Source organism: Candidatus Vallotiella hemipterorum (genome assembly GCF_910593725.1).
GTDB lineage: Bacteria > Pseudomonadota > Gammaproteobacteria > Burkholderiales > Burkholderiaceae > Mycetohabitans > Mycetohabitans hemipterorum.
Map to the genome: position 1 here is coordinate 332,243 of NZ_OU343031.1, position 21,866 is coordinate 354,108.

The following is a 21,866-nucleotide window of genomic DNA, read 5'->3' on the forward strand; positions in this document are numbered from 1 at the left end:
CGCTCTATTGAGCTCCATTGAGTGCATGCCGATTATTTCGTCGGCAATCGTGTTTTACTAAGACGGTGCCCTCCATCACACATTTAATATGGTGGTGTATATATACCATTAAGTCGGGTGGGGCGGCTTAAAGGACGCGTTCTCTAGCTGGAGTCAGAGCATCCGCTCTATACACTAGATACAACATAATTTATTTTCTGATTGCCCGAACCTAAAGCATATCTACCTATTAGGTAATATTTACTTTTAATTTGATTTAAATCTAGGTAAGTTTTTATTGAACAGAGGAAATTGCGGTATACTCAAAATTTGAGCGGTTGAAATAATTATTTCCTATTATAGCATTGCTGAGATTTATAGCAGCCAGAGACATTTAGGCATTCAGCCTTCACTGCATGGTAGCTACGATCGATAAGATTAGCTTTAACAACACTTAGTCTAATATCGTTAACTTAATCAGTGTAAATATAAGCGAAGGTGGCATTTCACGAGTACTGGATCTCCAAGACCCATAAGAGATTGCGAATATAAAGCGTTCGTTGAGAGTAACCCCCCCAATCGATTCAATCGCGAGAGTAATAAGCTCTTCTAGTAAAATAAAGGGACAATGCGCAGTATATTGATCAGACACAATAAGATTGTGGCAATAGACTTCAAGAAACGCCAAGAGCATATTATAGGTTATTGCTAATCGATACTAAAAGTACTCAACTAGAGTTAACCATAGATTATAAAGTACTAATTATGAGACTCAGCGGTTCTCGTATACTGTTGACACTTATATAGTCGATAAAAAGCATGCTATATCTTATATTACAGCTGAGAGTGTTTAATTCCACAATCACACTACCGCTATCTAAAAATAGTTAATCGCCTATGCATTGGCATTTAATCGATTTTTATATAACACTAGCGCCCCGAAGGGGAATAATGTTTTTTCTCATCCCCATGCACTAGCATATGTAGTGTCTATGCTCGCATCAGCAGCAGAGCTGAGGATCAGAATCTGTCTGATTTATGCCGACTTCAACAGATTCCTTATGCGCTAAGAGCGCATCCATCGATAGGTAATTATTATAGAAAATACCCCTCAGTCTCTGGGCTAGAAACAACAGCCGTAGTAGAACAAAGCCTGCTGCGACTTTTAGTGTTCGTAAATTTGCCGCTTGTGTATCGAGTGTACGAGCGGCAAATCGCTAATACTTTCTAGGTGCTAACTAGATATTGACATATAATTTGTGATATCGATGCATCACATTAGAATGTAGCATCTATTTTTTAAAAATCTAGTACACTTCTTAGTTCTTGACAATACGTGGTAATATCTCCATATGAGTTTATCCAGGTTAAAGCAAGACGCTGCCTCCCGATAGGTTATAGTACTTTCAACGTATTTGTAGAAGAGCTAACCAATAGGGGTAGGCGAGCTCATAAAAATTTCTATGGTCCTGTTGAGGCGGTCTCAGTAGTGCTAAATAATGCTACTCCAGCCTGGCATAGCATATCTGTTAATGTAATTAACGGCAGGCCCATCAAGGCAGTGGGATCGCTGCTGTCAACTTCTTCTAGTAAGGCGATCCCAAGTCCTTCTGATTTGGTGCTGCCGGCGACGTCATAGGGCCGCTCTAATTTCAAGTAAGCATCTAGCTCAATATCAGACAGGTTTCGAAACAGTACTCGTGTGATGACATCCACACAGCGTTGTGTATCGTTGCTCTGGTCATAAAGGCACAGCGCGGTATGAAAGTTAACGTTGCGTCCTCGCATCATACGCAGCTGTTCTAACGCGCTTATATGGTCTCCTGGCTTGCCGATTCGCCGTCCGTCGAGCGTAGCTACCTGATCCGAGCCGATTACCAATGCATTGCGCTGACTTACAGCTATAGCGCGGGCCTTTGCCTCAGCTAGTCGTAGGGCAGTATCAGACGGCTTCTCATGTGGAAACGCGGTTTCATTAATAGCTGGTACTGCGATATCAAAAGTTATGCGCAACCGCTTGAGCAATGCATGCCTATATGGTGAGCTAGAAGCGAGGATAATATGGCGAGCGGTAAGTGGAGCGGTTATAAGATGCATAAGTGGAAGCTGTCCAGAATGCGAGATTAACTATGGATAGCAGCTAATACATATACCAGCTGCTGGATAAATATTAGGTACGTAAAGATAACAAAAAATGTTAGTAGTCTTTTATGAATAAAGCCATAAACGCTGGGACTAAAATTTGAGAGATATCTAGGGGTTTTCTTAACAGATGATGGAGGGGTAGCGTCCATTATCGCAAACTAGATATAGTAGAATTCTCGCTATCACATTAGTGAGTAATATAAAAGTCATGTTTGTAGGTTTACCTGGTTAGCAGATAAAGTGCTTCCAAATGAGTGAATGCCTCCCTTCCACTATAACCTGCGCTTTGCTCGAACTATTGCCTGAGCGCGATAGATTTGATAAGTCCTACTTGAGAGTAAGGCGGCATTCACAGTGAAATTTTCCTATCGATCAAATATCAGACATTACCTATATTAAAGTATATATCCCTAGATATATCAGAGCCCTATCATCAGCTCATTAGAGCTCTACCAAATAAAGCTATGATAAATGCCCGTGCACTGCTCTCGAGGAACTGAGGTATGCTCAGAAAAGTCCGTGTAACACATAGATTGGGTACAAGCTCTAGCAGATCAATCTAGTTGAGCTGACATATCTAGAACAAAGTTTGGGTAGATGAAGCGGCAAGCTGTGTTAAAATAGGTTAAATTTTCTGGAGCTACTATGGCAGTTCAGCAGAATAAAAAATCCCCATCAAAACGCGGTATGCACAGATCTCACGATTTTCTCGATGCAGTGCCACTAGCAATCGAGCCAGGCACTGGTGAAGTCTATCTACGTCACCATATTAGTCCAAATGGTTACTATCGTGGGAAAAAAGTCGTCAAGCCTAAAGGCGACTAAGTGTTTAGTTATTTAGCGGTGGTAGCCTACTACCCCCTCACTTACGATTGAATTACCCTTAGTTCGTTAAAAACGCGGCACTAATCTGCCGCTTTTTTTATATCTAAGATTCGCCGTATCCATGACGATAATAAAAATAGCAATCGACTGCATGGGTGGTGACTACGGTCCACCCGTGACAATTCCTGCAGCAATTAATTTCACGCGGGCACACCCGGATACACAACTTGTGTTAGTGGGCTTATATGACCCAATCAGCGCGCAACTTAAGCAATATAAGGTGCCTAACATGCCCGAGCTATCTATCGTCAAGGCAAGCGAAGTAGTCATGATGGACGACTCCATCGAGATCGCTCTACGAAAGAAAAGAGATTCATCAATGCATGTCGCCTTACAGCTAGTAAAAGAGGGGCATGCACAAGCATGCATTTCAGCGGGTAACACGGGGGCGTTGATGGCGATGTCGCGGTATATGCTTAAAACATTATCTGGCATCGATCGACCCGCAATTGCCTTCGCCTTGCCAAACCAGATTGGATATACAACAATGCTGGACTTGGGCGCGAATATTGACTGTGGGCCTCAAAACTTGTTGCAATTTGCTGAAATGGGTCATGCGCTTGTGTCTGCAATCGAGGGCAAGGACCGCCCATCTATTGGGTTACTAAACATTGGTGAAGAAGTGATTAAGGGAAACGACATTATCAAGCGCGCCGGCGAATTACTGCGTGCAAGCACACTTAATTTTCAAGGCAATGTCGAAGGAAACGACATTTATAAAGGTGTTGTCGACGTGATTGTTTGCGACGGCTTTGTTGGTAACGTCGCCTTGAAAGCATCCGAAGGACTCGCTCAGATGCTTTCTAACATAATTCATGAAGAGTTTAGTCGATCATGGTCTACGAGGCTGATAGCACTACTTGCGCTACCAGTGCTATCACGATTTAAAAATCGTGTCGATACGCGTCAGTATAATGGTGCCGCGCTGCTCGGATTGCGTAACCTGGTAATTAAAAGTCACGGTTCGGCAGATGCATACGCATTTGAGTGGGCTATCAAACGCGGGTATGACGCCGTCAAGACTGGCGTTCTCCAGCGTCTAAAGTTGGCCTTGAAGGAAAATACCGACCCACTTACTCGTGCTGCTGCTACTAATTCCAGTAGATCTGATATATCCGGTGTACAAGTCTTTTCTAAGACGACCACCAGCGGTCTTGTAAAATCTGCGCTTCCACCGTTGGCTGCGCTATCTGCGAAGGCATGATGGCTCATTTCTACTCGCGCGTTCTTGGTACTGGTAGCTATCTTCCTCGGATCTACGTTACTAATCAGATGCTGGCTAAAAAGCTCGCACAGCATGGAATTGAGACAAGCGACGAATGGATTGTAGCGCGTACAGGGATCCATTCGCGTTACTTTGCACCCCCCGAGCAGGCTACTAGCGACCTTGCGCTAATAGCCGCACGACGGGCGATTGTAGAATCTAGCATTGACTTACAAGCGATCGAGTTAATTATTGTTGCCACATCTACACCTGATTTTATATTCCCGAGTACGGCTTGCCTAGTTCAAGCTAAGCTTGGCATCCATAATGGCAGCGCAGCATTCGACGTGCAAGCGGTTTGCTCTGGGTTCGCCTATGCGCTAGCGATAGCTGATGGGTTAATCCGTAGCGGCATGTATCGTAATGCCTTAGTAATTGGTGCTGAAACGTTTTCCAGGCTGCTTGATTTTAAGGATCGGAATACCTGCATTTTATTTGGCGATGGCGCTGGTGCTGTCGTGCTCACCGCATCAGACCGGCCGGGGATGCTATCTAGTGCTCTCCATGCAGACGGCAGACATGCGCACATTTTATGTGCGCCTGGTAATGTTAGTGGCGGTATTGTTCATGGCAGTGCATTACTACATATGGACGGGCCCGCAGTATTCAAACTCGCAGTGAACATACTTGAAAAAGTAGCGCGTGAAGCGCTAGCTAAGGCTGACATGTCCGCGGACCAAATCGATTGGCTGATTCCACATCAGGCTAATATCCGGATTATGCGAGGTATATGCCGAAAGCTTGGTCTGCCATTGGAGCGTATGATTGTGACTCTTAGTGAGCATGGCAATACTTCAGCTGCATCGATTCCGCTAGCACTAGATGTGGCGGTGCATGACGGACGCATCAAGTCTGGCGATCGAGTGCTAATTGAAGGTGTTGGCGGCGGATTTACCTGGGGAGCGGTAATTATTTGTATGTAGATATGTATATAGTATGTTATGCAGTTTTACTGCATGTCGTTCCGCCACTTTTTTATTTAAGGCTGATATGAGGTTCGCATTTGTTTTTCCCGGACAAGGCTCGCAATCAGTTGGCATGCTCGATGAATTTAGAGATCATCCCGTTGTGAAAGAGACGTTTGAGGAAGCGTCTGATGCATTACGCCAAGATATCAGCCGCTTAATTGCGCAGGGGCCAGCTAATCAACTAAATCTAACCACTCATACACAGCCGGCAATGCTTACCGCCGCATATGCGATTTACCGCGTGTGGAAACAGGCTGGCGGCATGGTACCGGCAGTTATTGCCGGTCACAGCCTTGGAGAATATACGGCACTAGTCGCTGCAGACTCGATTACGTTTCGAGACGCAGTACTACTAGTGCACTTTCGTGCTCAGGCGATGCAGCAAGCAGTACAAATGAAGGCTGGTGGGATGGCGGCAATCCTGGGGCTGGATGATAATACCGTGCTCGATGTGTGCTCTCAAGCAGGGTCAGATGGAATCGTCGAGGCGGTTAATTTTAATGCACCAACACAGATCGTTATTGCAGGCCATATAGCGGCCCTAAAAAAGGCGTGCGAGATCGCTACAACTAAGGGCGCTAAGCGCGCTATATTGCTACCGGTGTCTGGGCCTTTTCATTCGTCTCTACTCAAACCAGCGTCTGACCGTTTACGAGAATATTTGGCTGATGTCAGCATACGCGCGCCGCAGATCCCGTTAATTAATAATGTTGACGTAGCGATAGTTTCAGATCCGATTAGAATAAAAGATGCACTCGTGCGCCAGACGGCTTCGCCAGTACGCTGGGTCGAATGTGTACGATCAATCGCTGCACAGAAGATTACTCATATAATTGAGTGCGGCCCCGGTAAGGTATTAGCTGGAATAACGCGATGCATTGATGCGAATCTAGTGAGCGGCGCGATCGTTGATCCAACGTCCCTTAACGATACGCTAAAACTCTTGCAGCATTGAATTCTACCCCCTCAGTATTCAATGTAAATTTGGAGCTAAGACGAAATGGAGAAAGCGCTCGATAAGCAAATTGCATTAGTCACTGGTGTATCGCGCGGTATCGGCCGAGCGATTGCTCTCATGCTTGGTCATGCTGGCGCGACAGTGATTGGCACCTCTAGATCTAATAGTAGCGCAGCGCTAATAAATGATATGTTGTGTGCTGAGAGCATTATCGGTCGTGGTGTTATGCTAAATGTCAACGATAGACAGGCAGTCGATACGTTAATCGACTCAGTAATTAAAGAGTTCGGGGCATTAAATATCCTTGTAAATAATGCCGGTATTACGCAGGACCAACTGGCGATGCGAATGCAAGATAACGAGTGGGATGCAGTAATTAATACTAACCTTAAAGCTGTATTTTACCTGTCACGCGCTGTGCTACGGCCGATGATTAAAGCGCGTAGCGGGCGTATTATTAATATAACATCGGTTGTTGGCTCAGTAGGTAATTCGGGTCAGGTTAACTATGCAGCGGCTAAAGCAGGAGTAGCTGGTATGACTCGGGCGTTAGCTCATGAGATTGGTAGCCGAAATATTACTGTTAACTGCGTGGCACCGGGTTTTATAGATACGGATATGACCCGCTTCATGCCAGAGGCTCGCCGAGCAGCGCTTTATGCTCAGATTCCATTAGGCCGACTAGGTGTGCCTGAAGATGTTGCTCATGCAGTTATATTTCTCGCATCAGCAAAGGCGCAATATATAACAGGCACGACCTTACATGTTAATGGTGGCATATATATGTGCTAACAGATGCTAGCAGAGCTTGCTACAATACTCGAAAGCATTATTAGCAGGGGCTATCGTGCCTCATTATTATGCCTAATAAACCTGATAAAATGCGCGCACTTGCATTTTTGAACTCATTTTCCCTGGAGGGAGTGCATGGACAACATGGAACAGCGCGTTAAAAAAATCGTCGCAGAGCAGCTCGGTGCAGCTGAGGCAGAAATCAAGAACGAGGCCTCTTTTGTCAACGATTTAGGCGCTGACTCACTGGATACCGTTGAACTTGTTATGGCGCTGGAAGACGAGTTCAATATCGAGATTCCAGATGAAGAGGCCGAGAATATTACGACAGTCCAGCAGGCAATCGACTACGCTAAAGCTCACGTCCAGATTTAAGATTTTAGCTTTTTCGGATCACAGCCACAGGGCTTACGGATTTCCGTGCAGCTTCTGTGGCTTTTAATTTTAGTTATCTATAAAAGGACATATCTTGGGCGGTCGTCGGGTAGTAGTTACCGGCCTGGGGCTAATTTCGCCTGTTGGCAATAACGTTGCTGACGGTTGGGCGATCCTGGTCGCCGGTAAATCAGGGATTGCGAATATTACAAAGTTTGACGCGTCGAATTTTTCGACGCGGTTCGCTGGCGAAGTTAAAAACTTTAATATCGAAGATTATATGCTAGCAAAAGAGACCCGACATATGGATACATTCATGCATTACGGGTTTGCAGCCGGTGTGCAAGCTATGACAGATTCTGGTATCGACACAGCAAGTGAGGATCTAGAGCGTATCGGTGTTATAGTTGGCTCAGGTATTGGCGGCTTGCCGATGATCGAAGTTACGCAAACTGAAATGCTCAGCCGTGGGCCACGTCGGATTTCTCCTTTTTTTGTTCCGGCCTCAATTATTAATATGATCTCCGGTCATTTATCGATACGTTACGGCCTTAAAGGACCGAACTTAGCAATTGTAACCGCATGCACGACCGGACTGCATTGCATTGGCGAGGCGGCGCGGTTAATTGAATACGGTGATGCTGACGTGATGCTAGCTGGCGGCGCCGAAGCAGCCGTTTCTCCGCTAGGAATCGGTGGCTTTGCTGCGGCTCGCGCGCTGTCGCGTCGCAATGACGATCCGGCTACCTCTAGTCGTCCGTGGGATAAAGATCGAGACGGTTTTGCGCTTGGCGAGGGTGCTGGTGTTCTGGTGCTTGAGGAATACGAGCGTGCAAAGGCGAGGGGCGCGAAGATCTATGCCGAAGTCGTTGGCTATGGTATGAGCGCTGACGCTTATCATATAACGTCACCGCTTGAGGATGGCGACGGCGCACGCCGTTGCATGCTGGCAGCGCTGAAGAACGCGCGTATAAATTTAGATGAAGTTCACTATCTGAATGCACACGGTACATCGACATTGTTAGGCGATCTAGCAGAGACTATTGGCATTAAGCGTGCGTTCGGTAACCACGCAAAGCATATAGTCGTAAACTCAACAAAATCGATGACGGGACACTTGCTTGGCGGTGCAGGTGGCCTGGAATCAGTATTCACTGTGTTAGCTCTTTACTACCAAATATCGCCGCCGACAATTAATATTTTTAATCAAGATCCAGAGTGTGACTTAGATTACTGCGCAAATACTGCTCGGGATATGCGTATCGATGTCGCGTTGAAAAACTCGTTTGGCTTTGGTGGCACGAATGGAACATTAGTATTTAAGCGCGTGTAATAACAGGGGCGCTATTTCCCGGGAAATCATATCCACAGCGTCGTTCTAATATAATCATTGCTTATTTTTTATGTAAGGTTTCTCAGCGCTAAGCATCATCTTGAGTACTATTATCAACTCCTTAAGTATTTCGGTCCTCCTAGTCTTGTACCTAGTACAAGCAACACATAGAAAACGCACTACAGTGCAGACTAGTTTAGGTACCAATCGTAGTAGATACAATGGATGTGGCTTATCTTAAGCACTGGTAACTAATATCATAGCGCCCCTCGGATATACCCCTCAATACGGCGTATTTGCGAGTCCTCTTATAAATATAATAAATACTTGCCTAACTTGGGAGGCGATACAATAGGAATGTTTCGAGTCGAAATCTATACGATAACGGACTTTCAGGTGAGCGAAAAAGAAATCGACCAGGCATTAATTGAGCGCATACAGAAAGGTGATAAGGCTGCATTTGGCCTCCTAGTCGCTAAATACCACCATAAAATTATGAGGCTGATTTCTCGGCTTGTACGCGACCCAGCAGAAGTTGAGGACGTCGCGCAAGAGACGTTTATCAGAGCATATCGTGCGCTTCCACAATTTCGAGGCGAGTCTGCGTTTTATACGTGGCTGTATAGGATCGCAGTTAATGCTGTAAAAAACTATCTTTCAGCGCAAGAGCGACATGCGCTAACGTTAACCAAAGTAGATATTGAGGAAGATAAAACTTCCTCTGACGCTACCCATCTTAGAGATGTCAACACCCCTGAATCAGTGTTAATGAGCAAGCAGATCGCACAAACAATCAACACAGCTATAGCTGTATTACCTAGGAAATTGCAAATAGCAATCTCACTGCGCGAGATTGAAGGATTAAGCTACGAGGCAATTGCTGGGATGATGGGGTGCCCAATTGGCACCGTTCGATCTCGGATTTTCCGAGCTCGCGCAGCTATTTCGACAAGATTACGACCATTAATAGATCACTCCGCAGGGAAACGATGGTAGGATAAAAGGAATTTAGAGTCTACTAGGTGATTGCCTAAACTAGAGAGCATTTCAGGTCTATGCTTTAATACCTAAATTAGTCCGCAAGTAATGCGGCGCCTGCCGAACATATTTCTCTATTGTACCGGGTAGTAAACTACCGGAAAGCAGTAGATACGTAACAAGTGTACGTATATTGCATAAGCCTACAAATTTCTTATCAATGCTAGATGTGAAATGACGAGTCGCAATATATAAATAAAGCGGTGTGTTGTTTCTTGGGCAATAGTTAGATAACAATAATAATCCCGTATTCAAGAAAATTGCTTTTTAGGAATCCAGGCGGCTATAACGATACATCACATCGCGATTATTTTAGAGAGGAACCCCTACAGAACTACAGAAAGAAATTCTAGAATTTCAAAAGGCGCAGGAACCACGTCGGCTGATAACTGAATCCGATCAATCTATCAGCATAGACTATTACTGCTAATCAGGCAGTATTTTCTGATAGGATTTATATGATCTCAATTTTTGTTAAGCCATATGTGAATACAATTCCCGAGCGAAAACCTCCAGCGCTAGTCGGGCCATACATATCCCGGTCAAGAGTAATAGTAATTACTACCGTGTAAGACGGAGTGCCGATGATGACGCTTCGACGATTCATTTCTACTGTAGAATATAAGGCCTCGAGATCAAGGTCTCGCACGGTTTTTTCTTCTTGTCGACAATATGAGTATTTATCCGGTGCGCAGATTCCTGCTCGCGGTTGCTATAACCATCTGTATTCCGCTGGTATACCTATGCGCGGCTGGTGCGCCATCCGCCTCTCATCTCCCAGATTTTACTGACCTAGTGGACAAAGTAGGTCCAGCGGTTATTAATATTCGTACGGCAACGCATGCGCAACAACAGGGTTTAACGAGCCCACCCCTAGGACTAGATGACGGCGATATGTCCGAATTCTTTAGGCGTTTCTTTGGTATTCCACTGCCACAACAGCCAGGCAAACCAGATTCCCCTCGTGGGGGGGGCACCGGAGGTACAGTTGATCCATCAGATTCGGAGCAGAGCAGCGGCGTAGGATCTGGTTTTATTTTGTCGGCTGATGGCTATGTGATGACCAATGCACACGTGGTTCACGATGCGGATGCTATTTATGTAACCCTAACTGATAAACGTGAATTCAAGGCAAAATTGATCGGCGTTGATGAGCGTACAGACGTTGCACTTGTGAAGATTAATGCAAAAAATCTACCAACAGTGATGATCAGCGATTCTAATATGGTCCGAGTGGGGGAATGGGTTGTAGCAATTGGCTCTCCCTTTGGTCTAGAGAATACAGTTACTGCGGGTATTGTCAGTGCAAAAGGGCGTGATACTGGTGATTATCTACCTTTTATTCAAACTGATGTTGCAGTTAATCCAGGCAATTCAGGCGGGCCCTTAATTAATATGAAGGGCGAGGTAATTGGCATCAACTCTCAAATCTACAGCCGTACTGGCGGTTATATGGGAATCTCGTTTGCAATCCCGATCGATGAAGCAATACGAGTTGCAGACCAACTTAAGGTCAATGGACGTGTCGTACGAGGTCGGATTGCAGTAGCGATTAGCGAGGTAACCAAGGAGGTGTCAGACTCGCTAGGTCTAGCTAAAGCGAGGGGCGCACTAGTATCTAGTATCGAGATAAATGGCCCAGCCGATAAAGCTGGTGTGCAGCCTGGAGATATTATCCTGAAGTTTAATGGGCGCAATGTAAGCACAGCAACAGACCTACCGCGGATGATTGGTGAAACTAAGCCAGGTATCCAAGTAACGTTAACTATCTGGCGTAAAGGTAAAATAAAAGATTTATTTGTTGTCGTAGCTGAGATGCAGCCGGATATAACGATGCAGGTCAAAACAGACCGGCGATCTCCTGAGAAAGAGCGTGAATTTAATCAGCTTGGGCTAGCGATCAGCGATCTGTCGCCGGAGCAACTTAAATCGATGCATCTAAAGGGGGGGGTGCAAATCGATGATGTGTATGGACCGGGGACTCGAACCGGGTTACAGCGAGGTGATATTATCTTGCGAATCGGAGATATTGATGTTTTAAATACAAAACAATTTGAGTTGCTCGTGCAAAAACTCAAGCCTCAAAAAAGCATTGCTTTACTAGTGCGCCGCGGCGATAACACGCAGTTCATCCCAGTTAGGCCAAGAGCTGAGCCAGCTCAGAAATAAAGTCAATAATATCGGTTATGACCTGGAACTTATGACACTAGCAGTCGTGCTGTAATACAGCACGATCTTTCGTAGCGCGCTACCTAAATACGAAATACAGGCACTTACCTAATATCTCGTATTTAGGTAAAAGTAGCATAGCATAGCAGTATATGCTATTAGCATTGATGCTCGAGATTTATTGTTTTAGTCGAAGTGGGGTTAGGTAATATCTATATCGTTACTAGAAGGTATCGGGGTAGTCGCTACCGCTCTAACCTTTCTATATGACACAAGCAGTAGCTAGTGCCATGCTGGGTTATAGTGTGCTTATCCAGTATTAATGAGATATATTCTTATTAAAATGTGCAAATCCTTGATTTTGCCACAACGCGTAATCTACTTTTGTTTACGCCTACTCCTTTTTATTGATCGTCATTAAATGGGTGATACTCGTAATTTTGCGATCATTGCACACATCGATCATGGTAAATCAACGCTCGCTGACCGTATTATCCAGCTATGTGGCGGCTTGTCAGCTCGTGAAATAGAAACGCAGGTACTCGATTCGATGGACCTGGAGCGGGAGCGTGGTATTACGATTAAAGCACAGACTGCCGCATTAACTTATCTATCTCGGGATGGTCGCATTTATAACCTGAATCTCATTGACACCCCCGGGCATGTTGACTTCTCCTATGAGGTTAGTCGTTCATTGTCTGCCTGTGAGGGTGCAATACTAGTCGTTGATGCAAGCCAAGGAGTTGAAGCGCAGACTGTTGCAAATTGTTATACCGCTATCGAGCTAGGTATTGAGGTCGTTCCGGTACTTAATAAGATCGATCTAGCGGCGGCTAACGTACATAATGCGATCGCTGAAATTGAAGATGTGATTGGCATTTCTGCTGCAGACGCGGTTCAATGCAGTGCAAAAACTGGCCTAGGTGTGCAGGATGTACTAGAAGCGCTAATCGCTAGAGTACCACCGCCTATTGGCGATACACAGGCACGGCTGCAAGCGCTGATTATTGATTCGTGGTTCGATAATTACGTTGGTATTGTGATGCTAGTGCGTATTATAAATGGTGTGTTACACCCGAAAGATAAAATCCGGATGATGGCAACCGGCGCACAGTATCCGGTCGAGCGCGTCGGTGTATTTACACCTAAATCACAAAACCGTAATATTCTCTCTGCTGGGGAGGTCGGATTTGTAATATCTGGTATTAAAGAGTTAACAGCTGCGAAGGTTGGGGACACAATTACCCATGCGACACAGCCGGCAGATAAACCACTGCCAGGATTCAAGGAAGTTAAGCCCAAGGTGTTCGCCGGGCTATATCCAGTTCAAGCTAACCAGTACGACTCTCTGCGAGAGTCGCTCGAAAAACTTAAGCTCAATGATGCGTCTTTGCGATATGAACTTGAGGTCTCTCAAGCGCTCGGCTACGGCTTTCGATGTGGCTTTCTAGGCTTGTTACACATGGAAATTGTTCAAGAAAGACTCGAGCGAGAATTCAATATGAACTTGATTACGACGGCACCAACCGTTATTTATCAAGCGCTTATTAAAGATGGATCGATAGTAATAGTTGAAAATCCATCGAAGATGCCTGGGCCATCTAGAATTACTGAGATTCGTGAGCCGATTGTGACTATCAACCTATATATGCCGCAGGATTATGTCGGTGCAGTGATCAATCTATGTACAAGCAAACGTGGTAATCAGATTAACATGATATACCATGGTCGCCAGGTGAAGCTCACGTATGAAATACCGATGGCTGAGATTATTCTAGATTTTTTTGATCGTCTTAAGTCTATATCACGCGGCTATGCATCTATGGACTATGAGTTTAAAGAATATCGGGCATCGGATGTGCTTAAAGTCGATATGCTTATCAACGGCGATACTGTTGATGCGTTATCAATGATTGTACATCGCTCTCAATCGCAGTCTCGTGGTCGGCAAGTAGCTGAAAAGATGCGCGAGATCATTCCGAGACAAATGTATGATGTTTCAATACAAGCGGTCGTCGGTTCGAATATTATTGCACGAGAAAATATTAAAGCGTTACGTAAAAACGTGCTAGCTAAGTGTTATGGTGGAGATATTACTCGGAAAAAAAAGTTACTTGAAAAGCAAAAGGAGGGCAAGAAAAGGATGAAACGGGTTGGTAGTATCGAGATTCCTCAAGAGGCATTTCTAGCTATCCTTAAAGTCGACGACAAATAAACCCAGGATAGAATCCTCCATGAATTTTGCGCTGATCTTCTTCCTCTTAGTTGTATTAACTAGTATTGCATGGATAGCAGATAAACTAATTTTTCTACCTCGACGCCAGCGGGCTGCGAATGCAGTAATGTATACATTCGATCAGCAGCAAGAGAAACTAGAGAAGCTTTTTATTAGCGAAAATGCTACTCGAGAGCGGGCAAGGCTTTGCGAAGAAACGCTGCGCCGGCCGTGGTGGCTTGAGTATTCAGCGAGCTTTTTTCCAGTGCTCTTAGTAGCATTCTTGCTGCGTTCATTTATAGTCGAACCATTTAAGATTCCGTCCGGTTCGATGTTGCCTACGCTGCTTGTCGGCGACTTTATTTTAGTTAATAAATATAACTACGGGATCCGCTTACCAATTATCGATAAAAAAATTACCCCTGGTCGAGATCCCCAGCGGGGCGACGTTGTGGTATTTCGATACCCCCCTCAAGAGTCAATCGCATATATCAAGCGCGTTATCGGATTACCTGGAGATATAGTCTCGTATCAGGATAAGCGCCTCATGATTAATGGTAAGATGGTACCCAAGACGCCTATTTCAGATTATTTAGATAATAGCCCAATATCACTCGGGCAGACCCCTAAGTACGTGAAGCAGTATCTTGAAGCGCTTGGGCATAAGCGGCACGCGTTGTTAAACGATCCGGCTATACCCCCATTCTTAATTGAGACGGACGATTATCCTTATCGGAAAAATTGTTTTTATAACAGCCACGGTATGATTTGTAAGGTGCCACCTGGCCACTATTTTGTCATGGGCGATAATCGAGATAATAGTGCAGATAGTCGGTATTGGGGTTTTGTACCTAACCGCAATCTTATTGGTCGCGCGTTTTGCATCTGGCTAAACTTTTCAAGTTTAAAGCGAATTGGCTTCTTCGAATAAAGTGAGATAATTGCTCCGTTTAAGCTGTGGCCTGCGCTATACTTATATCTATGTCCTTGTCACCGCTAGAAAGTCGGCTGCATTATAAATTTCGTAACACGGAATTATTACAGCAGGCAATGACCCATCGAAGCTACAGTATCACGCATAATGAGCGACTTGAATTCCTTGGCGATTCTATTCTCAACTGCGTGGTAGCGGCTATTTTATTCAAACGTTTTATTAGACTCGACGAAGGCGATTTGTCTCGAATGCGGGCAAACTTAGTTAAGGAACAGTCGCTATACAGAATTGCTCAGACGCTAAATATTTCAGAGGCATTGCGGCTCGGTGAAGGAGAATTCCGTAGCGGTGGATTCCGACGGCCATCAATCTTAGCAGACGCTTTTGAGGCATTGCTCGGCGCTATTTTTCTAGATGGAGGATTCTACCAAGTCCAATTGGTGATTCAGCGATTGTATGCTCCTATTTTAGATCAAATTGATCTGCATACCTTAGGTAAGGACGCTAAAACGCTCTTGCAAGAGTATCTTCAAAGCAATAAGATTGCATTGCCGCGCTATGCGGTAATCGCGATTTCTGGCGCCGAACATAAGCAGCAGTTTGAGGTCGAGTGCGTAGTTCCTGAGCTCGATGTTCATATGTGCGGCACTGGTGTTAGTCGACGAGCTGCCGAGCAGACTGCTGCAAGTAAGGCGCTTAAAGAAGCAATAACGATAATAGCACGGCGCCCGCTCGGTAAGTTAAAGCAACCGAAGAAAGCAGAAAAATTCATCGCCAATTTAGCGCCTAATAACACACAGCCAAACGACTCTAGGCTAAACAGCGTATTTAATCCCCGCCCCGTGTTGAGCAGAAAGGCTAAGCGTCTGGAAAAGCTCGCCGAACAAGTCATGCAGGCAATGCAGCAGGCGAATTGTGATGATAAGTATGCAAGTGACGTTAAGAGTCTGAACGATGCCGAAGTTATGCACGTTACATATACTAATAAAAATCTCACTGCGGTTAAAACATTAGATGTCTTATTAAATACGGTAGCCCCAGCAATCCCCGTGACTACTGCGTTTAATACACCAACTAAACCCCTACGGGTACTCCATGAGACGCCTGACATAGAGTCGCATTTACCTCACAAGACTGATACTAGTACATAACTGCAGCCATTTAATTTTTTATCGTAATATAAGGTGATTGATTTCACCTTGACTTTAAAATGGATCGCCATAAGCGCGTATTATATACGCATATTAGCAGCAGGTATTTCTTGTGGGTCCGCTTGCTATGAATTTTACTCTTGAACCAACCGGTTTCCGCTGTGGCACTGTCGCAATTGTCGGGTGCCCAAATGTTGGAAAGTCAACGCTAATAAACGCTTTAGTTGGTCAAAAAATTAGTATTACCTCACGCAAAGCGCATACTACAAGGCACCGCATTATCGGTATTCGGACACTGGATAATGCACAATTTATCTTTAGTGACACCCCTGGTTTCCAGACTCAGGGTAGCCCGATACTAAACCACACGCTTATGTCGACACTGGCTTCGGTAGACATCGTATTATTTGTGATCGAGGCCGGCCGTTACGGTCTGAACGAGTGTCGAGTACAACAATTAATCCCAAAGACAGCAAAAGTAATATTAATCGTGAATAAGCTTGATAAGCTTTCGGATAGAAGCGCACTGCTTGAATTCTTAAAAAGAACATCAACACTATGTATGTTCCCTGACATCATACCGATGAGCGCTAGGCGGATGGCAGATATCACGCGCCTATTAGCGATCCTGAAGTCATTCTTACCACTCGGTAAGTCTATTTATCATAAGAATGAACTAACTAACCACAGTGAGCGATTCTTGGCAGCAGAGATCCTACGGGAAAAAATATTCCGCTGGACTGGAGATGAACTACCATACACAAGTACAGTACTAATCGATAAGTTCGAACAAAAAAATCGCCTACGTCGGGTTTTCGCGACAATTCTTGTCGATCGTAATAACCACAAGGCGATGATTATTGGGCAAAAAGGCAAAAAGCTAAAGCAGATTAACACTGAGGCTCGAATTAGTATGACAAAGCTCTTTAATGCCCCAGTGTATCTAGAGACATTCGTTAAAATTAAGAGCGTCGGTATAGACATTAAAGCGAGATTAAACGCCCATGAGTACAAATGGGGTGCGGATGATTCATCTAGATGAATCTAAACAACCTCACTCCAGTGAAGCTCCTGATATTGTTCCGTTAGCCATGTCAGGTGACCCTGCACAAAAGTCGATGGAAAGTTGCAGCGTACTGACTCGTTTCCGTACTACTGAGTCGTATTCGGATTATCGTATAGCCGAGCAGTTGGGCTTCGTATTGCACACCTATCCTTATCGAGAAACAAGTCTTATCATCGACGCATTCACCCGCTCACATGGTCGTCTCGCACTCCTAGCGAAGGGAGCTAAAAGACCATATTCAGCCCTACGCGGCGTTCTGCAGACTTTCCAGCCGCTTGCGCTATCATGGGCTGGAAAGTCTAAAATGCGGACGCTTACTAAGGCCGAATGGGTTGGCGGTATGCGCCCTCTCGCTAGCGATGCACTACTGTGTGGCTTTTATGTCAACGAGTTGCTTGTTAGATTTTGTGCACAGGAAGATCCGCACATTGCGCTATTTGATCATTATTTGTTAACGTTAGCGAGGCTTGCACATCAAGAACCAGCTGTACAGGTATTACGTTCGTTCGAACTCCTCTTACTGCGTGAGACCGGCTTTGCCTCATCACTTGACAAGACCGTAACTAGACAAAGTGTTGTAACTGGCCGCTCATATGTATTTGATCCGGAGAAAGGTCTATGCGACGTAGAGATGCTTAAGACTCAGAAGAACGCATTTCGAGGGCCAGTTATTGCTGGACAAACGCTACTTGACATGGAGCGCGATGATTATTCAAGTGCGAAAACTATTGCGCAAAGCAAAGCCTTAATGCGTTTTTTATTGGATACTTATCTTGGTGATACGCCACTTTCTACTCGCCATATCTTGATTGATCTTCAAAACCTATGAATGTTTCTCCATTACTGCACCCCCCAATTCAATTAGGGGTTAACATCGATCATATTGCCACATTACGTAATGTGCGCGGCACCCTATACCCTGACCTGCTGCGCGCAGCGCTCCAAGCTGAAGCCGCTGGTGCAGATGCAATTACGCTGCATTTGCGCGAGGATCGTCGACATATCGTTGATGCCGATGTATACGCATTACGGCCCTTGCTTAAAACCCGCATGAATTTAGAGTGTGCATTAACTCGAGAAATGCTAGATATCGCCTGTGATGTACGCCCACATAACGTTTGCTTAGTACCGGAAAAGCGTGTCGAGTTGACTACTGAAAGTGGATTAGACGTAGTGACACACTTCAATGCAGTGAAGTCAGCGTGCTGGCAGCTAGCAGATGTAGGCACACGGGTGTCACTATTTATTGATGCTGAGCCAGAACAGATTCAGGCAGCCCACGAAAGTGGTGTTCTGGTGATTGAGCTACATACCGGACGCTACGCCAATGCAGCCGATAACGTTCTTCGACAGCAAGAATTTGATCGGATTGCTATGGGCGTCGACTTAGGGCAGTCTCTAGGCCTAAAAATTAATGCTGGCCATGGGTTACATTATACCAATGTACAGTCTATTGCTGCTCTTAATGGCATTACTGAGTTAAATATTGGTCATGCTATTGTTGCGCACGCGGTCTTCACGGGATGGGAAAACGCTGTACATGAGATGAAGGCGATTATCACCAAGGCACGTGTGTAGATAAAGTATACCAAAGTCGCTCTGCAAAACATGACCTATAAAGAACTAGCGAACATCACAACTCGCTTTCTGTATTGCCTGTGTGACTTGTTACCATATATGACGAACCTCAAATAGCAGATAAGCGGATCTCTCACTCAATCTACGCATATCCGCATTAGAACATCCTAATTGTAAAGTATTTTTTTGTTATTTCGTTATCTATAAACCATCTATCGATAGATGAGTCTCGGTGTTGCTATAGGCGCGCATATAACCGGTTCCAGGAACGTAAGTTGAACAATTGTAAGTATAAATATGCTCCAGTAATGCTCGATATTGCTGGTACTTCGTTAAATTATGACGATATCCGTCGAATTAGTGATCCTTTGACTGGTGGAGTAGTTTTATTCACCCGTAATTATACTAGCTGCGCGCAACTTCTTGAGCTTACCCGCGCTATCCGAGATGTATGCAATGATGTGATGATTGCAGTAGACCAGGAAGGTGGACGCGTGCAACGTTTCCAGGGTAATGGATTTACGTCGTTGCCGCCGATGCGATCCCTTGGCATATCATGGAACAACGATGCGATTGCAGCAATGCGAATAGCTACAGCGATTGGTTATGTAATAGCAGCAGAGTTACGCGCGAGCGGTGTCGACTTAAGCTTTACGCCCGTACTCGATCTAGACTATGGGTGCTCTAAAATAATTGGCGATCGTGCGTTCCACCCGAATCCTCATGTTGTTACGCTCTTAGCTAAAAGCGTTATGTATGGTTTAGCATTGGCTGGAATGGCAGCTTGCGGCAAACATTTTCCGGGGCATGGCTATGTACAAGCAGATTCCCATGTTGAGATGCCTGTTGACGCTCGAACACTCAACGAAATTCTCGCTTATGATATGCAGCCATATCATTGGTTAAGCCTATCGCTGCATGCAGTGATGCCAGCGCATGTTGTTTATCCCGCTGTCGACGATCAGCCAGCTGGCTTTTCATCTGTTTGGCTGCAAAAAATCCTGCGTGGTAGACTTAGATTTAATGGCGTGATCATCAGTGATGATTTATCGATGGAGGCAGCTCGCCAAGTCGGCACTACCGCTGAAGCTGCGCATGCGGCGCTCAATGCTGGATGCGGTATGGTTCTTATTTGCAATCATCCAGAGGAAACTGATGATGTGCTTGAGTACTTGCGTATGCGTGTTATTGATACTACCTCTCAAGGGCGTATTAAAAAGCTGATACCGCAAGGTAGCCCGCTAAAATGGAGTGATCTAGTTCGTCAACCTAGCTATTGCCAGGCGCTCAAACTGATCGATAGTCTAGAGTGAAAAAGAGGAGTATATTAAGGCCTGTTATGGGAGGCTTACCACTATACATCGTTTTTACTTGACATTTTACAGGAAACTATAATTTAAATCTAGAGCAATAGACGAGAAACAGATTTAAGCTATTGTAGCATTGACCCGGCGCATTTTATCTCCAAAATAAGCGTCTATGGCTTTAATGTTTTTACTAAGTTTACCCTCAAAAGAAGCATTATAGTAATAATTCGGACGTTTTCGCTTAGATCCGTAGAGATGTACTTCTATTTGATAGAATAGAGGTACATCTAGAATTCATGAAAATATTTTTTATAAACTATAGGAAGCAAACTGATTCAGTTAATAACTAGTGTGTTTTCTAGCTTTCGATATTCTTTTTGTCGAATACACTAAGTTAGTAAGCGAATAGTGTTTTTATGCATTTTACTATCGGTATAAGTACCAATAGTTCGGCTCAGCTTGACTATCTTGATTTTTATCAAATAGATTATTTCTTTCGGCAGTCTATTTAATAGTTTTAACCCTTTGACTGAAATATATTAATATCTCTAGAATAGTATGTATTATTCTAGAGATATTAATCAAAATGCTTTCTAATAAACGCTAAAATCTATAAATATTCACCGAATTAGTAAGTTATAAATAATACTGCAGTATAAGATTTTTAATCTCGCCTTTATTACAGTATGTAAACTACTATAATAGTAGTAACACGGACTCTGGCTTTGACAGCATTAAATGCTGTACAATTAATTTACGCAATACGCTCAAGCGAATAAAACTATATTAAGAATAGGCCGCTAAATATATAATATACGTTTGTATAAACGCAACTTTAGCGTCAACAAAACTATAGTACTCAATACCCAGGGTTATCTGCTATTGACAGAGTCTGGTTGAGTTATTGTTAATAGATCATGATTTTTAGTATAGCGCTATATGTAATTCTATTTTTTAAACACTGCATTAATAGTGCAAATAAATACTATTTAAATAAGTAATATTTACTTTAATCTTTAAAAAATTATCAAGTAATTTTTTGTACAAACGTATGTCATGAGTCTTCTAGTATAAGAGCTGCTCTAATTAGCCGGCTTGAATCTATATAGAATTAGAGAGGCGCAAGAAGCTATTACGCACGGTTGCGATATTCATGTGTACGAGTATCAATCTCAATCTTATCACCGATGTTACAAAATAATGGAACTTGCAATTCAAAACCAGTAGCTAGTTTAGCATTCTTAAGAATCTTACTAGAAGAGGTATCGCCTTTAACTGCGGGTTCCGTATAGACAATTTCTCGTATTAGTGTGGTTGGTAACTCAACTGAGATCACCTTATTGTTATAAGATATGACTTCGCAGGTCATGCCATCTCCAAGATAGAACAATGCACTACCCATTATTTCGTTTCCAACTTCGTACTGATTATAGTTCTCGTCCATAAAGACGTATATTGGATCGGAGAAATACGAATAGGTAACTTCTTTTCGGTCGAGCATGACTATATCGAACTTATCATCGGCTTTGTATACTGATTCATTGCCAGCGCTGGTCAGTAAGTTTTTTAGCTTTAGCTTGACAACCGCGGAATTGCGGCCTGACTTGTTATATTCGGTTTTTTGCACGACCATAGGAGCATTATTGATCATAATAATGTTTCCAGTACGCAACTCTTGAGCGGTCTTCATAAGACTATCCTATCCGATA

19 protein-coding genes are annotated in these 21,866 nt (G+C 44.1%); 16 read left to right on the forward strand and 3 right to left on the reverse strand.

Features of this window, described 5'->3' with window-relative positions; translation table 11 throughout:
* Positions 1-1,440: 1,440 nt before the first annotated feature.
* Complete coding sequence (locus KW136_RS01120; RefSeq protein WP_216796576.1) at positions 1,441-2,076, reverse strand: Maf family nucleotide pyrophosphatase; 636 nt, start codon at positions 2,074-2,076, stop codon at positions 1,441-1,443.
* A gap of 693 nt (positions 2,077-2,769) precedes the next feature.
* On the opposite strand from KW136_RS01120, the gene rpmF reads away from it, so the two are divergent.
* The 8 genes from rpmF to rpoE all read left to right on the forward strand — a co-directional run bounded on the left by rpmF (position 2,770) and on the right by rpoE (position 9,695).
* Positions 2,770-2,949, forward strand: coding sequence for a 50S ribosomal protein L32 (rpmF, locus tag KW136_RS01125; RefSeq protein WP_216796578.1), 180 nt, complete (start codon positions 2,770-2,772; stop codon positions 2,947-2,949).
* A gap of 121 nt (positions 2,950-3,070) precedes the next feature.
* Positions 3,071-4,213, forward strand: coding sequence for a phosphate acyltransferase PlsX (plsX, locus tag KW136_RS01130; RefSeq protein WP_216796580.1), 1,143 nt, complete (start codon positions 3,071-3,073; stop codon positions 4,211-4,213).
* Positions 4,210-5,196, forward strand: a complete 987-nt coding sequence (locus tag KW136_RS01135) for a beta-ketoacyl-ACP synthase III (protein WP_216796582.1) — start codon at positions 4,210-4,212, stop codon at positions 5,194-5,196. Before plsX ends, KW136_RS01135 begins: the two co-directional genes overlap by 4 nt.
* Before the next feature lie 67 nt (positions 5,197-5,263).
* On the forward strand, positions 5,264-6,196 hold the full coding sequence (gene fabD / locus KW136_RS01140) for an ACP S-malonyltransferase (protein ID WP_216796584.1): 933 nt from the start codon (positions 5,264-5,266) through the stop codon (positions 6,194-6,196).
* Positions 6,197-6,241: 45 nt separating this feature from the next.
* Positions 6,242-6,991, forward strand: a complete 750-nt coding sequence (gene fabG, locus KW136_RS01145; RefSeq protein WP_216796586.1) for a 3-oxoacyl-ACP reductase FabG — start codon at positions 6,242-6,244, stop codon at positions 6,989-6,991.
* Between the two features lie 135 nt (positions 6,992-7,126).
* The gene (gene acpP, locus KW136_RS01150) at positions 7,127-7,366 is read left to right on the forward strand and encodes an acyl carrier protein (RefSeq protein ID WP_216796588.1); all 240 of its coding nucleotides are present in this window, start codon (positions 7,127-7,129) and stop codon (positions 7,364-7,366) included.
* Between the two features lie 94 nt (positions 7,367-7,460).
* The gene (fabF, locus tag KW136_RS01155) at positions 7,461-8,699 is read left to right on the forward strand and encodes a beta-ketoacyl-ACP synthase II (protein WP_216796589.1); all 1,239 of its coding nucleotides are present in this window, start codon (positions 7,461-7,463) and stop codon (positions 8,697-8,699) included.
* 396 nt (positions 8,700-9,095) lie between these two features.
* Complete coding sequence (rpoE, locus tag KW136_RS01160) at positions 9,096-9,695, forward strand: RNA polymerase sigma factor RpoE (protein WP_216797383.1); 600 nt, start codon at positions 9,096-9,098, stop codon at positions 9,693-9,695.
* Between the two features lie 496 nt (positions 9,696-10,191).
* Here the strand turns inward: rpoE and KW136_RS01165 are convergent, their stop codons facing one another.
* Entirely contained in the window at positions 10,192-10,344 is a 153-nt protein-coding gene (locus tag KW136_RS01165) for a hypothetical protein (protein ID WP_216796591.1), read from the reverse strand.
* Positions 10,345-10,409: 65 nt separating this feature from the next.
* Between KW136_RS01165 and KW136_RS01170 the strand changes: the two genes are divergently transcribed.
* The 8 genes from KW136_RS01170 to nagZ all read left to right on the forward strand — a co-directional run bounded on the left by KW136_RS01170 (position 10,410) and on the right by nagZ (position 20,163).
* Positions 10,410-11,906 carry a DegQ family serine endoprotease gene (locus KW136_RS01170; protein ID WP_216796593.1) on the forward strand — a complete coding sequence of 499 codons (1,497 nt, stop codon included), beginning with the start codon at positions 10,410-10,412 and terminating at the stop codon, positions 11,904-11,906.
* Between the two features lie 421 nt (positions 11,907-12,327).
* Complete coding sequence (gene lepA / locus KW136_RS01175; protein WP_216796594.1) at positions 12,328-14,121, forward strand: translation elongation factor 4; 1,794 nt, start codon at positions 12,328-12,330, stop codon at positions 14,119-14,121.
* Positions 14,122-14,140: 19 nt separating this feature from the next.
* On the forward strand, positions 14,141-15,052 hold the full coding sequence (gene lepB / locus KW136_RS01180) for a signal peptidase I (RefSeq protein WP_216796595.1): 912 nt from the start codon (positions 14,141-14,143) through the stop codon (positions 15,050-15,052).
* Between the two features lie 50 nt (positions 15,053-15,102).
* Entirely contained in the window at positions 15,103-16,206 is a 1,104-nt protein-coding gene (gene rnc / locus KW136_RS01185) for a ribonuclease III (RefSeq protein WP_216796596.1), read from the forward strand.
* Positions 16,207-16,333: 127 nt separating this feature from the next.
* Positions 16,334-17,248 (forward strand): GTPase Era, encoded by a 915-nt coding sequence (gene era / locus KW136_RS01190; RefSeq protein ID WP_216796597.1) that lies wholly within the window; start codon positions 16,334-16,336, stop codon positions 17,246-17,248.
* 49 nt (positions 17,249-17,297) lie between these two features.
* On the forward strand, positions 17,298-18,101 hold the full coding sequence (gene recO, locus KW136_RS01195; protein WP_216797385.1) for a DNA repair protein RecO: 804 nt from the start codon (positions 17,298-17,300) through the stop codon (positions 18,099-18,101).
* A complete protein-coding gene (pdxJ, locus tag KW136_RS01200) occupies positions 18,098-18,850 on the forward strand; it encodes a pyridoxine 5'-phosphate synthase (RefSeq protein WP_216796598.1) in 753 nt (250 codons plus the stop codon). The genes recO and pdxJ overlap by 4 nt, the downstream gene beginning before the upstream one ends.
* Positions 18,851-19,158: 308 nt before the next feature.
* Positions 19,159-20,163: a beta-N-acetylhexosaminidase gene (gene nagZ / locus KW136_RS01205; protein WP_216797387.1), complete on the forward strand. Its 1,005-nt coding sequence runs from the start codon at positions 19,159-19,161 to the stop codon at positions 20,161-20,163.
* 1,126 nt (positions 20,164-21,289) lie between these two features.
* Here the strand turns inward: nagZ and efp are convergent.
* Complete coding sequence (gene efp / locus KW136_RS01210; RefSeq protein ID WP_216796600.1) at positions 21,290-21,847, reverse strand: elongation factor P; 558 nt, start codon at positions 21,845-21,847, stop codon at positions 21,290-21,292.
* Positions 21,848-21,866 lie beyond the last annotated feature (19 nt).